The organism is Pseudomonadota bacterium, assembly GCA_039028155.1.
Classification (GTDB): Bacteria; Pseudomonadota; Alphaproteobacteria; order SP197; family SP197; genus JANQGO01.
In genome coordinates, this window is the sequence record JBCCIS010000011.1 from 1 (window position 1) to 13,171 (window position 13,171).

Annotated in this window: 10 protein-coding genes and 1 tRNA gene; 7 read left to right on the forward strand and 4 right to left on the reverse strand. The window is 62.4% G+C overall.

The window, feature by feature from the left end; translation table 11 throughout:
* Together AAF563_07935 and AAF563_07940 are read right to left on the reverse strand one after the other, a co-directional pair.
* On the reverse strand, positions 1 to 515 hold a 515-nt coding region (locus AAF563_07935; GenBank protein ID MEM7121187.1), incomplete at its 3' end, for an ABC transporter substrate-binding protein.
* 43 nt (positions 516 to 558) lie between these two features.
* Entirely contained in the window at positions 559 to 2,286 is a 1,728-nt protein-coding gene (locus AAF563_07940; GenBank protein ID MEM7121188.1) for a carbamoyltransferase C-terminal domain-containing protein, read from the reverse strand.
* Positions 2,287 to 2,447: 161 nt separating this feature from the next.
* Here AAF563_07940 and AAF563_07945 point away from each other — a divergent pair, with 161 nt between their 5' ends.
* The gene (locus AAF563_07945; protein MEM7121189.1) at positions 2,448 to 3,572 is read left to right on the forward strand and encodes an NAD(P)/FAD-dependent oxidoreductase; all 1,125 of its coding nucleotides are present in this window, start codon (positions 2,448 to 2,450) and stop codon (positions 3,570 to 3,572) included.
* A gap of 15 nt (positions 3,573 to 3,587) precedes the next feature.
* On the opposite strand, the gene AAF563_07950 is transcribed toward AAF563_07945, so the two are convergent.
* Entirely contained in the window at positions 3,588 to 4,802 is a 1,215-nt protein-coding gene (locus AAF563_07950; protein ID MEM7121190.1) for an MFS transporter, read from the reverse strand.
* A gap of 182 nt (positions 4,803 to 4,984) precedes the next feature.
* On the opposite strand from AAF563_07950, the gene AAF563_07955 reads away from it, so the two are divergent.
* Positions 4,985 to 5,344 carry a hypothetical protein gene (locus AAF563_07955; protein ID MEM7121191.1) on the forward strand — a complete coding sequence of 120 codons (360 nt, stop codon included), beginning with the start codon at positions 4,985 to 4,987 and terminating at the stop codon, positions 5,342 to 5,344.
* A 164-nt stretch (positions 5,345 to 5,508) separates the two neighbouring features.
* Complete coding sequence (locus tag AAF563_07960; GenBank protein MEM7121192.1) at positions 5,509 to 6,744, forward strand: MFS transporter; 1,236 nt, start codon at positions 5,509 to 5,511, stop codon at positions 6,742 to 6,744.
* A 526-nt stretch (positions 6,745 to 7,270) separates the two neighbouring features.
* Here AAF563_07960 and AAF563_07965 read toward each other — a convergent pair.
* A tRNA-Cys gene (locus tag AAF563_07965) sits at positions 7,271 to 7,344 on the reverse strand.
* A 139-nt stretch (positions 7,345 to 7,483) separates the two neighbouring features.
* On the opposite strand from AAF563_07965, the gene AAF563_07970 reads away from it, so the two are divergent.
* From AAF563_07970 to AAF563_07985, 4 genes are all read left to right on the forward strand, one after another.
* The gene (locus tag AAF563_07970) at positions 7,484 to 8,137 is read left to right on the forward strand and encodes a protein-L-isoaspartate O-methyltransferase (protein MEM7121193.1); all 654 of its coding nucleotides are present in this window, start codon (positions 7,484 to 7,486) and stop codon (positions 8,135 to 8,137) included.
* Between the two features lie 37 nt (positions 8,138 to 8,174).
* Positions 8,175 to 9,545 (forward strand): TolC family outer membrane protein, encoded by a 1,371-nt coding sequence (locus AAF563_07975; protein ID MEM7121194.1) that lies wholly within the window; start codon positions 8,175 to 8,177, stop codon positions 9,543 to 9,545.
* Positions 9,546 to 9,657: 112 nt separating this feature from the next.
* Positions 9,658 to 10,260 carry a DUF2497 domain-containing protein gene (locus AAF563_07980; protein MEM7121195.1) on the forward strand — a complete coding sequence of 201 codons (603 nt, stop codon included), beginning with the start codon at positions 9,658 to 9,660 and terminating at the stop codon, positions 10,258 to 10,260.
* Positions 10,261 to 10,347: 87 nt separating this feature from the next.
* Positions 10,348 to 13,101, forward strand: a complete 2,754-nt coding sequence (locus tag AAF563_07985) for a valine--tRNA ligase (protein MEM7121196.1) — start codon at positions 10,348 to 10,350, stop codon at positions 13,099 to 13,101.
* The last annotated feature ends 70 nt before the right edge of the window (positions 13,102 to 13,171 follow it).

Here is a 13,171-nt window from a genome sequence, read left to right on the forward strand (position 1 = left end):
AGAACCGTAAATCCATTAAGAGATTGATACTGATAGTCGAGTTTATTCACATGGAGTGTGAATGTCTTTTTGTCCTTAACGTCAATTGTGAGGATATCGCTGTAACCCTCTTGACCAATGAAACCTGCGGCCGGTTCGCGGCCGAGGTTCCAGGTAAAGAGGACATCGTCGGTCGTCACCGGGGTGCCGTCGGCCCAGGTCGCGTCGGGATGGATCGTGTACGTGACGGCGACGCCAGTCGTGCCGTCGGGCAAGGTCTCTTTGACCGCCCGGCCGTTCTCGAAGCTGGGCAGTCCGGTACACAGCAGGCAGACGAGCTCCCAGGCCTGGTCGAACACGGTGAATGGCCGCTGGGTCATGCCCAGAACGAAACTCTGCGCCAGGCTGGTGTCGAGCACGGGGTTGAGCGACGGCGGGAACTGGCTGATGCCGATGATAAGCTCCGTGCGTTCCGCCGCCGCCGCGCGGGGCAGCAGCAGGACGACGATCGCCACCACAGTCAACAGTCTCAACACCGCCGGCACGTCCTCCAGGCCCCCGCCCGATGATTGTCACTGCTTAACGGCGTTCTGCCAACCGGTAGAGGGCCTTTTGTGTGACCACAAAGTCGACGCGGTCGTCGAGCAGGGCCCGCTGGCACTGTTCCGGGGTGTCGACAATCGGCTCCTCGTGCACGTTGAATGAGGTATTGATCAGCACCGGCAGGCCACTCGCCTGCTTGAAACCTTGCAGAATGTCGAAGTAGAGCGGGTTCGTGTCGCGCCTGATAACCTGGGGCCGCGCGGTGCCATCGACATGGACAACGGCGGGGATGCGCTCGCGCCAGGCCGGCTTGACCGCGCAGGTGATGGTCATGAAGCGGCAGGCGTAGCGGTTGAGGTCGCCGACTTCGAAGACCTCGCCGGCGTCCTCTTCCGCGACGACCGGCGCGAACGGCATGAACTCGCTCCTGGCCAGCCGCTGATTAAGGCTATCATTGATGGTTGCATCGCTGGGGTTGCCCAGGATCGTGCGTGCGCCGAGCGCCCGCGGTCCGTACTCCATGCGTGCCGTATAGATGGCGCCGGCCTGACCATTGGTCAGGCGCGTGACCGCCGCGGCGATCGGATCGCCCGGATCGACCGTCACGCCGGGCGTGCTTCCCAGCGCGGCGTCGATCGCGTCGCCGTGGTCCCGCCCCAGATAGACGTCATCCAGCCGATAGCGCTGATCGAGCCAATGGCCAAAGCCGTCTCGTTCGCGCAGGGCATCCAGGCAGGCGCCGACCGCCAGGCCATCATCGCCCATCGCCGGGAAGACGAAGACCTCATCGACATCGGTCTCTTCGGCGAGCAACCGGTTCAGCCTGACATTGGCGAAGATTCCGCCGGCCAGGCCCAGACGCCGGGCCGGGAAACGCGTCAGGAATCGCCGAACCGATCCCAGAACATGGTGCTCCAACAGCTGTTGGATCGATGCCGACAGGTCTTCGCGGCTGAACTGTTCGGCAAGGCCCGCCAGGAAGGTCTTCATCTCGGCATAGCTGCCGAAGTCGCTGGTGATCTCGCCGTTCTGGTTGACGTGGAATTGTTGCGCCATCTGATCAAAGCAGACGGGTTCGCCATAAGCCGCGAGCCCGGTCAGCTTGCCTTCGTGCCGGTTCATCTTCCAACCCAGCGCCTGGGTACAGTAGCCATAGGCCAAACCCAGACTGTCGATGCGGTTGGGCCGCAGCAGTTCCTCGTCGCCGCCATAAAGCGTCTGAAGCCCGCCGTCTCGGAAACCGCGCATGGAGTACTGCACGTTGTCGCCGCCGCCGTCGGCCGTATAGAGCAGGGCTTCGTCCCAGTCGGTGAAGAACAGCGCCGGCAAGGCGTGAGCTTCGTGGTGGTTGACGAAGAAAAGGTCCACGTTGTCGCGAAAGCCATAGCGGTCCAGCAAGGCCGCGCGATCGATGATGCCGAGCGCGTTCACGCTGTCGGCGCGGCGCAGCTCGAGCGCCAGAAAGCGTAGCTTCTCCGCATCCAGGGCCTGGCGTACGCGCCCTTCAATGGCGCGTCGGCCGCGGAAGTGCGTGTAGAGGCTTTGCGGCAGCGCAGAACGGGTGCTGGCGACGACATCGACATCGCGCCGCGTGACGCCGGCGATCGCCAAGACTTCGTCTACGCAGTCAACGGGTACATCGCCCCGGCCGTCACCCTTGCGCCTGGTCAGCCGCTCACGCGCGACCGCCGCCACCAGGCGGTAGCCGTCGAACAGCGCTGCGGCTGCATCGTGATAGCCGGGGTGGATCCCAAGGGTAAGCATAGGGCCGATGCTGAGAGGTTGGCGGGCAGGGGACGCATAACGGTTTCGCCCTGCTTGTTCAATGGCCGGCGGAGCCCGCAACGCTGGCCGTCAGGTCCGAAAATTGCCATCTTGGTTGGCGAGTCTGTGGCGTGAGGGGCTGACGGAGGGAGAGGGGAGTTATGACGACGGATTACGATCTGGTCGTGGTCGGCGGCAGTTTCGCCGGCCTGATTTGCGCGCGCACGGCGGCCATGCGCGGCCTGAAGGTCGCCGTCATCGACCGCCGCCGCGAACCCGGCGCTGCGGTCCACACCACCGGCATTCTGGTCAAGGAAGCCGCTGAGGAGATCGATCTCCCACCCGATGTGGTGCGGCGCATCCACGGCGTTCGCCTCTATGGTCCGTCACTCGCTTCCATCGATCTGGCCGAGCCCGGCTATTACTTCCTGGCGACCGACACAGCGCGTCTGTTGCGCTGGCTGGCGCTGGATACGGCCATGGCCGGCGCCAAGCTGTGCTACGGCACGTCCTACCGCGGTGCCTGTTACGAAGAGGACGGTCTTCGCCTGCGCGGTATCGATATCACGACCCGCTATCTGGTCGGTGCCGATGGCGCGCGATCGGCTGTCGCACGCACTTTCGGATTGGGCCTGAACAATCAGTTTCTGCAAGGCATCGAAGCGCATGTTCCGCTCGACGGCGGTATGGCGCCCAATCTGTTGCATTGCGTGCTCAACCGGCAACTGGCGCCGGGCTACATCGCCTGGGCGGTGCCCGGTGTCGAAACGCTTCAGGTCGGTTTGGCCGCGGCACGTGGGGTCAAACCGGATCTCGAGGCGGCGCTCGCCATGATGAACCAGATCGGCGGCATCGATACGTCGCAGGTGTTCGAACGGCGCGCCGGCCTCATCCCATGCGGCGGTCCGGTCCGCCCGTTCGCCACCGACCGTGTCCTGCTGGTCGGCGACGCGGCCGGTCTGGTCTCGCCGTTGACCGGCGGCGGTATCTATAACGCCTTCCGCTTTGGGCGCCGCGCCGCGCAAGCGGTCAGCGACCATCTTCTCGATCATGGACCTGAACCCAGCCGGGTCCTTGCCGGCGAGTATCCGGGCTACGGCGCCAAACTCATGATGCGCCGCGCGATGGATCACGTGGTCGGCGACCGTCTCGTCGACATGATGTTGAAGACGCCGTGGTTCGCCGAGGCGGCGCGGCAGATCTACTTTCGCCCCAGAGGCCTGTTGCGCGGCGTCAAGCTGGCGCCCGCGTTTCGCCCTTCAACGGTATCGCGCGCGATGCGTTAGCGGGCGCCAGATTAATCATCGACGGCCACCGGCGAGCTTGCGTGCGTCCGGGTGCGCCCTAAGCCGCAGCATGGCGATAACGCCGGCCGCCGGACCGATTGCCAGAAACATGAAAGCGTATTGCCAGCCGACCAGGTCGACGACCCAGGGCACGAGCTGGATGGTGATGAGTGTCAGAAGAAAACCGCCGCAATTTTGGGCCGTCAGCATGGTGCCGACCAGTTCCGGTTCGGCGAGTTCGGCCACACTGGCGGAAAACTGCGCGGAGTCCGCAACCACGGCAAAGCCCCACACCGTACAGACCAGCATCAGAACTACCGGTGGGCCGCCGAACAGGAAGCCGATGACAATCGCGCAGGCGCCACTTAGCGTCATGGCTGCCGAGGTCAGCAGTGTGCGGCCCCAGCGGTCGGCAATCACGCCGCCGGCGAGGCACCCCAACGCGCCACCCACGCCGATCGTGGCGAACGTCATGAAACTCGCCCAACCCGATGCCGAGGACCCGCCTGGATTGATCGCGAAGCTGGCGTTCAGGAAAACGATCAGCCACGCCCACATGGCATACAGTTCCCACATGTGACCTAGGTAGCCGAGGTTAGCCAGGCGCAAGGACGGCACGGTCCATGCCTTGAACGCGAGTCTGGGGTCGAGCTTCGGTGATTTGCCGAGGTTCGGACCCGGTTGGAAGAACCTGATGAGAAGTCCCGCGGCTACCGCGGCGACCGACGCCGTGGCAATAGTGAAACGCCAATCGACGCCGCCGAACCCGTTGAACAGATGCGGTGCGGCCGATCCCAGGGTCAGCGCGCCGACCATAATGCCGACCAGGGTGCCGAGATCGCCCTTGGCCCAGCTCGCGGCAAGCTTCATGCCGACGGGATAGACGCCCGCCATGCACGCGCCGGTAATGAACCGCAGCACCAGAACCCAGCCAGTATCGGGCGGCACGACCAGCATCAGCGCGTTGGCGGCGGCGGCGATCAGGCAGCTCGCCATGAAGAAGCGCCGTGGATCGAAACGATCGGCCAGTGCCAGCAAGGCGCTTGCCAGCGTGCCCGCGACAAAGCCGATCTGCACGCTGCTGGTTAGAAGCGAGGCCTGTGTGCCGGTCAGGCCGTACTCCAGAACAAAGGTCGGGACGACGGCAGAGGCGGAAAACCACAAGGCCATCGCCAGGACCTCGGCAAGCGCGAGAATGGCGATCGAACGCGATTTGGCAGATACCAGCAACGGGAACTCGGCGGCGGATTACGATCGGCGGTAACGCCATCTTGCAGTTTCAGTTAATCGCAAACCAGGGCATTCATGACCGATCGCACACACGGTCAATGTGTTGCTTGATAAATGCTTGGAATCAGTGGAAGACTCAGATGAGGCAACGGTGCCGATGCAGCAGTCCCAGGGGGCCGACCATGACCCACCGGTCAATCGCAGCGACCATTCTAAGCGCCTTCGCGCTCGTGGCTTGCGCCAGCGAGCAGCCTTATGAGCCGCCGCCGGTGAACTATTGGGTCACGGCATCGTCGGTCGACGTCGCATCGGCGTGCCTGGTGCCGGCGATGGATGGGTCGCTGGAGGGCAAGATGCACTATGAGTTGCCGCTCTTGCCGGGAGAGTACGCGGAGGTTCGCCCCGACAATGCGAAAGTCATGGGCGGCGGCGATCTCTACTATGTGAGCGTGCGGCGCCATACGGCTGGATCGACCGTTGAACTTCACGGCTATGGCGAGGCGTCGGACGTCTTGCGTCCGGTGATCGAGGGTTGCGTCTGACGGGACTGCGCCGGACGAAACGGCGGCCGTAGAAGCTGTCGATTGCCGCCTCGTGCGGCATGATGAAAATGGGGCACGAGAGTGATCTCGCCCTGGAGCATGGGGCAGGGATGAACGGTTCGGCAAAGCCGCAGGGAATCAAAACCAAAATAGCAGCGGCTGGCTTGGGAAACGTGCTCGAGTGGTATGATTTCGGCTGTTTCGGGTTTTTCGCCGTCATCATCGGACGCCACTTCTTCCCGTCCGATGATCCCTTCACCTCACTTCTATCGGCGTTCGGTGCGTTTGCCGCCGGTTATCTCGCGCGCCCGATCGGCGCGCTGGCGCTCGGCCATATCGGCGACAAGCTGGGACGCAAGACGGCGATGACCCTAGTCATCTCGGTCATGGGTGCGGCGACCGTCGGCATCGGTCTGTTGCCTGGCTACGACACGATCGGCGTGGCGGCGCCGATTGCTCTTGTCCTGCTGCGTTTGCTTCAGGGCTTCGCGGTCGCCGGCGAGTACTCGACCTCAACGGTGTTCCTGATCGAGCATGCGCCTGTCGAACGCCGGGGTTACGTCTCCAGTTGGTCGACCTTCGGCCAGTTCGTTGGTTTGATTTTGGGATCGGGGGTCGGCGCGCTCGTCAGCTCCTTGCTGACGGAGGCCCAGGTCGATGCCTGGGGCTGGCGTGTGCCGTTCCTGCTCAGCGTCATCATCACCGGTCTGGGCTTTTACTACCGCGCCGGCATCACAGAATCGCCAGCCATGGAAGATAGCGAGGCTCAGCACGGCTCGCCCGTTGTTGAGGCCGTGCGGACCGAGTGGAAGACGATCTTCATCTACCTGTGCATGATCGTCATGACCGGTGTCGGTTGGTTTGTCGCCTATGTCTACGCGGTCAACGATCTGACGTCGCGCATGCACGTCTCGACCGCCAAGGCCTTGGACATCAACACGCTCGCGCTGTTTGGCATTCTGGTCGTCACCCCGTTTGCCGGCTTGCTTTCCGACAAGATCGGCCGCAAGCCGTTGGCGATCTTCGCGGCCGTCGGCACGGGCGTGCTCGCTCTGCCGCTTTGGTGGCTGATCCACCACGAAAACTCGATCTACATCATCATCGGACAACTCACCTTCGCCGTCCTGTTCGCGGTCGGCTGGGCGGTCTATGCGGTGATGATGGTCGAAATCTTGTCGCCGCGTGTGCGCTGCACGGTGATCAGCATCGGCAACGGCATTGCCTATGGTGTCTTCGGCGGGTTGACGCCGCTGATCGCGACCTATCTGGTCGAGCGGACCAGTGACGATTACGCGCCGGTCTACCTTCTGATGGTGATGGCCCTGATCTCTTTCGTCGCCACCTTGACCGTGCCGGAAACCCTGAAGCGGGTGCGCGGCAGGCAAAGCGAAACGCCCTAGTCTGCTGTCATCGAGCGTCGATGCGGCTTGCCTGCGGTCGAACGCGGACGTGTGGCATTGCCGGGTCTCATGGCGCGCCGCCAAGCCCGACCGCGTCCCCGTTTGTTACCCCGCAAAAAGATCGATTCCGCTACCGACAACACAAGAAGTCGAACGTGTTCAACTTATCTGAGCGAGCCATACTTACCGCACTGCTGTAAGAAATGGTCATAGTCGTATGATTTAAAAAGAAAAAGGGGCCGGTCCTAAAACCGGCCCTAAGTTAATACCACGTTTATCAACATCGCGTGGCCGGGAACCCTGTTCACGCTCTGGATTGCCGTCGACGCGACGCAGCAACCATACACAATCCTCATTCTCTATCAATAAGGATTACTACTTTTGGAGTATGAATCCATGAGTTGTTTTTGTCATGTTCCTGCGATGGCCAATGACTGAACCGACTGAGTTGGCGTCATGCAGCCGGGCCGACCGACGGCTAAGGCGCGGGTCGCCTGGCGGCAACAGGATTGGCGGATGTGGTGAGTGGAGGCCCGGACCGGAATCGAACCGATGTAAACGGATTTGCAGTCCGCTGCATAGCCACTCTGCCACCGGGCCTTGGGGTCAGAACGAGCGGCGCTTGTCATAGGCCCGGCTTGGCTCCCGGTCAACAGCGCTCACACTTCCCTTTGTTCGCGTTTGTGCCGATGGGGATCTAGGCCTATAAAGCGCCGCAGGACCGGTTGACGGAGAATTCATGCTCGATTTCGATCAGGCACGGGAAAACATGGTGGAATGCCAGATCCGCACCAACAAGGTGACGGATGAGCGCCTGATCGAGGCTCTTAGAACCGTGCCGCGCGAAGCTTTCCTGCCGGAAGCGCTTAAGAGCGTTGCCTATATCGATGAGGATCTGCACCTGGGCGGCGGCCGCTACATGACCGAGCCGATGGTCTTGGCGCGTCTGTTGCAGGCCGCCGATGTCGGGCCGGGCGACGCCGCGCTGGTGGTCGGCTGCACGACCGGATACGCGGTCGCGCTGTTGGCGCAACTGGCCGAGACCGTTGTCGGTATCGACGATCGCGCGGAGCTTGTTGCCGCGGCGGAAAAAAACCTGTCGGCGCTGGGCATTGATAACGCGCCCGTCATCGAACGATCCCTGACCGAGGGATACCCCCAGCAGGCGCCCTATGCGATTATTCTGATCGAAGGCCGCTGTGGTGAGGTGCCGCAAGCCATCACAAGCCAGCTTGCGCCCGGCGGTCGGCTGGTGACGGTGATTGATGACGACGGTGTCGGCAAGGCGACATTGATCAAGCGCAGCGGCGACGTCGTATCAAGCCGTGTCCTGTTCGACGCACAGGTGCCATCGCTGACATGTTTCGCGCGTAAACCGGAGTTTGTTTTTTGACCACCAACGATCTCGACGCAGCTTTGGGAGTTTTCCGATGAACGTTGTGTTCAGAAGCGTGTATGCCGGATTGGCGGCAGGCGCGGCCTTGGTGGTAAGCGCGGTGCCATTGCATGCACAGTCTCTGGAAGAGGCGCTGGTTCAGAGCTACCTGAGCAACCCGACCTTGATGGCGGCACGTGCCCAGTTGCGTTCAGTCGACGAGAACATCGCGCAGGCACTCGGCGGATACCGACCGACCGTGACGGCCACCGGCGATCTGACACAAGAATGGACGGAAACCGACGTCACATCTTGGGACTCATCCAATCCCAACTCGCTCAACCTGACGATTACCCAACCGCTCTATACCGGCGGCGAGACCGAGGCGAGCACGAAAGTCGCTGAGAACCAGATCTACGCGCAACGGCAGTCACTGCTGTCGACGGAGCAGACAGTCCTTTTGGATGTGGTCACCGTCTACATGAATGTTGTCTTGGCGCGTGCAGTCTTGGAGCTCAACCGCAACAACGAGAGCCGCCTGGAGCGCCAGTTGCAGGCTACGCAGGACCAGTTTCGGGTTGGCGAGGTGACCCGAACGGACGTCTCGCAAGCCCAGGCCAGCCTGGCGACCGCGGTTGCCGATCGCCTGGCGGCGGAAGGCAGTTTGGCGTCCGCCGGTGCAGACTATGAAGAGATCATCGGCAGTCCACCCGCCGAACTGTCAAACCCGGGGCCGCTTGTTGGGATCCCGGCGACCAGCGACCAAGCGTCCGAAATTGCCGAGACTGAACATCCCGACATCTTGTCAGCCCAGTTTTTCGAACTCGCGGCAATCGATGGTGTCGACGTCGAGGAAGCGGATCTGTTGCCGGACGTCGATCTGGTCGGGTCTTACACACGCAACTACGACGTTAGCACCACCATCGACCGCCAGGATGTCGCGACGATCATGGCGGAGGTCACGGTGCCACTGTATCAGGCAGGCGTCGCCTCGTCGGAGATCCGCCAAGCCAAGCAGGATGTTTATCAGCTGCGCGAACAGGTGTTCGAAACGCGCCGGGAAGTTCTGGCGGACGTGATCACCGCATGGGAAGACCTGATCACGGCGCGCGCGCAGATTTCGGCGTTTCAGGAGAGCGTGGCGGCCAACGAAATCGCGTTGGAAGGCACCCAGCGCGAGGCAGAAGTCGGTGAACGAACCGTCCTGGACATCCTGGATGCCGAGCAGGCCTTGTTCGAGAGCCAGGTTGACCTGGTGAACGCCCAGCGCGACGAAGTGGTCGCGAGCTATGCCGTTCAATCGGCTATCGGCCGTCTAACCGCCGAGCGTCTACAGCTTCCGGTAGAATTGTATGATGTTGAAGCGTACTATCGCGAGGCGCGTGACTCATGGTGGGGCTGGGGTGGCCTTGAGGTTGAGGAGTGAGTGAGGCATTGCCGCAGAAGGGCGGCACCGGTAACCTTGACCCCGTCGAGTGCAGCGCAGGCCTGAAAAGCGAGGTTTAATGGCGAATCGACCCAGTGGGCAGGATCCCTCGATGGAGGACATCCTGGCCTCGATCCGTCGGATTATCGTTGATGACGACGACAAGGCCGCGGCGCGCGGGGATACTCCCGCTGCGGCTGCCGCCAACGATTCCGACGATGACGACGTTTTGGAACTGACCGAGGTGGTCAGTGATGAACCCGCCGGTGAAGCTGTCGGGTCGGATGCGAATGCGTCGGATAGTGATGACGATGACTCCGACGACGGCGATGTTCTGGTACTTGAGACCAAGCTGGACGACGAGGCCGAGGATGCCTTGGCCATCCCGTCAGACGTAGACGAGACCCAGGAAAACGAGGAGACCGCCGACGGCGGAGCAGACACAACCATGGCACAATCACCCGATAAATCCGACGACCGCCTGATGTCGCAATCCGCCGCCACGTCGGCCGCTTCCGCGCTGTCGAACCTGGTCCAGGCGTCCGATCCCGATCCCATGCGCGACGTGCCGAAGGGCAGGCCGGTCGAAGACCTGGCCATGGAGCTGTTGAAGCCGATGCTGCGCGAGTGGCTGGACGAGCATCTGCCGGCGATTGTCGAGCGGATCGTCGAGCGCGAGGTACGGTACCTGTCGCGGCGGCCTGCGGACGACTGATTACGCTGAAGTTTCGAATAGATCGTCTATAAAGCGGCGCCGCCGGGGAAACCGGGCGGCGCCGTTCTCTATCATTGGGATGAAGTGATGTTGGACAAGACGTACGACGCGCAAAGCGTCGAACAGAAGCTCTATGAAGGCTGGGACAAGGCCGGCAGCTTCGCCATCGGCGGGCGTGACAACGCCGAGCCTTTCACCATCGTCATCCCGCCGCCCAACGTGACGGGCAGCCTGCACATGGGGCACGCGCTGAACAACACGTTGCAGGACATCCTGATCCGGCGAGAACGCATGCGTGGCCGTGATGCACTCTGGCAGCCAGGCACCGACCACGCGGGCATCGCGACACAAATGGTGGTCGAGCGCATGTTGGAGGCCGAGGGCACCAACCGCCGCGACCTCGGTCGCGACGCGTTCATCGATCGGGTTTGGACGTGGAAGGCGGAGTCCGGCGGTTTGATCTCACGCCAGCTTCGCCGTCTCGGCGCGTCGGCGGACTGGAGCCGCGAGCGCTTCACCATGGACGAGGGACTGTCGAAGGCCGTGCTGAAGGTCTTCGTCGACCTCTATCAGCAGGGGCTGATCTACAAGGACAAACGCCTCGTCAACTGGGATCCGAAACTGCTGACGGCGATCTCCGATCTGGAGGTGCAGCAGCAGGAGGTCAACGGCCACCTCTGGCACTTCAAGTATCCGATCGATGGTCAGGAAGACCGCTTCATCACCGTTGCGACAACCCGGCCGGAGACGATGCTGGGCGACACCGCCGTTGCGGTGCATCCCGACGACGAACGCTACAAGGATCTCATCGGCAAACACGCCGTGCTGCCGCTGGTCGGGCGTAAGCTCATCATCGTCGCCGACGACTATGCCGATCCCGAACAGGGCACCGGCGCCGTCAAGATCACGCCGGCGCACGACTTCAATGACTTCGAGGTCGCGAAGCGCCACGGACTCGACATGATCAGTGTGCTCGACAAAGAAGGGCGGATTGTCAGCAGTTCGTTCTCAGATTTTCCCGATCGTCCCACGGCCTACGACGAAAGTGGCCTTGCTTACATTGGCGGTCAAGATGGTGTCGTCGGACCGATAACTGTTGATGAGATACCCGACGCGTATCACGGCCTCGACCGGTTCGAGGCGCGCAAGAAGATCGTCGAGGACATGGAGGCCGAAGGGCTGCTGGCCGGCATCGAGGACCACGTGCACATGGTCCCCTATGGCGACCGCGGCGGCGTGCCGATCGAGCCTTATCTGACGGAACAGTGGTATGTCGACGCCGCGACCCTGGCCAAGCCCGCGATCGAGGCGGTCGAGCAGGGGCGCACGCGTTTTGTCCCGGAGAACTGGACCAAGACCTATTACGAGTGGATGCGCAACATCCAGCCCTGGTGCATCTCGCGCCAGCTCTGGTGGGGCCACCAGATTCCCGCCTGGTATGGACCGGACGGTGAGATCTTCGTCGCCCACAGCGAAGAGGAAGCCAGCGCCGCCGCCGCCGAGCACTACGGCAAGACGGTCACGCTGGAGCGCGACCCCGACGTTCTCGACACCTGGTTCTCGTCGGGTCTGTGGCCGTTTTCGACCTTGGGCTGGCCCGACGAAACGCCGGAACTGAAGCGCTACTATCCGACCGACGTTCTGGTCACCGGTTTCGACATCATCTTCTTCTGGGTCGCCCGCATGATGATGATGGGGCTGCACTTCATGGGCGAGGTGCCGTTTCACACCGTCTACATCCACGCGCTGGTCCGTGACGAGAAGGGCCAGAAGATGTCGAAGTCCAAGGGCAATATCATCGACCCCTTGGACTTGATCGACGAATACGGCGCCGACGCGCTGCGCTTCACGCTTGCCGCACTCGCCGCGCCAGGCCGCGACATCAAACTCTCGAAGCAGCGGGTCGAGGGTTACCGCAACTTCGCGACGAAGCTTTGGAACGCCGCGCGCTATTGCGAAATGAACGGTTGCGTTCCCGACCCGTCGTTCGATCCGGCGTCGTGCAAGGAAACGGTGAACCGTTGGATCGTCGGCGAAATGGTCAAGCTGCGCATGCAGATCGACGGCGCGCTTGATGCCTACCGTTTCAACGATGCCGCGCAAGCTGCCTATCAGTCGACATGGAACACGTTCTGCGACTGGTACCTTGAGTTCACCAAACCCATCCTGACGAGCGACGACGCCGAGGCTGCTGCCGAAACGCGGGCGGCGACCGCGTGGGCGCTCGATCAACTGCTGCTTCTTCTGCATCCCTTCATGCCGTTTGTGACCGAGGAGCTGTGGGGTCAATTGGGCGGCGAAGGGCGTGGCGATCAATTGATCAAAGCCTCCTGGCCCGACTACGACGACGGCCTTGTCGATCACTCTGCGATGGCGGAGATGGACTGGGTGGTCCGCCTGGTCTCGACCATTCGCACGTTGCGCGCCGAGATGAACGTGCCGGCCGGCGCCAAGATCCCGGCGCTGCTGCGCGGCATGGAGGCAGAGACCGCCGCGCGGCTGGAACGTCACCGCGACCTGATCCTTCGTCTGGCGCGTCTCGACTCCGTCACTGCGAGCGACGAGACGCCGAAGGGTTCGATCCAGGGCGTGTTGGATGAGGCGACCCTCCTGCTACCGCTGGCCGATGTCATCGACATTGACCAGGAACGCGCACGGCTGGAAAAGGAGATCGCCAAGCTGGAGGGCGAGATCAAGGGCTACGACAAGAAACTCGGCAACGAGAAGTTCCTCGCCAAAGCGCCGCCAGAGGTGGTCGAGGAGCAACGCGAGCGGAGCCAGAGCGCGTGCCAAACCCGCGACCGCCTGCGTGACGCGCTGGCACGTTTGAGCGCGGCGTAAGTGGCTCACAATGGTGAAGTGAATTCAGGCGTCCGCTTAGAATTAGAAACTGGATTCAGGTGACGGCTCG

Coding starts and splice junctions, on each gene's coding strand:
- AAF563_07940 (MEM7121188.1), bottom strand. CDS start 2,286: ATGCTTACCCTTGGGATCCACCCCGGCTATCACGATGCAGCCGCAGCG.
- AAF563_07945 (MEM7121189.1), top strand. CDS start 2,448: ATGACGACGGATTACGATCTGGTCGTGGTCGGCGGCAGTTTCGCCGGC.
- AAF563_07955 (MEM7121191.1), top strand. CDS start 4,985: ATGACCCACCGGTCAATCGCAGCGACCATTCTAAGCGCCTTCGCGCTC.
- AAF563_07970 (MEM7121193.1), top strand. CDS start 7,484: ATGCTCGATTTCGATCAGGCACGGGAAAACATGGTGGAATGCCAGATC.
- AAF563_07975 (MEM7121194.1), top strand. CDS start 8,175: ATGAACGTTGTGTTCAGAAGCGTGTATGCCGGATTGGCGGCAGGCGCG.
- AAF563_07980 (MEM7121195.1), top strand. CDS start 9,658: ATGGAGGACATCCTGGCCTCGATCCGTCGGATTATCGTTGATGACGAC.
- AAF563_07985 (MEM7121196.1), top strand. CDS start 10,348: ATGTTGGACAAGACGTACGACGCGCAAAGCGTCGAACAGAAGCTCTAT.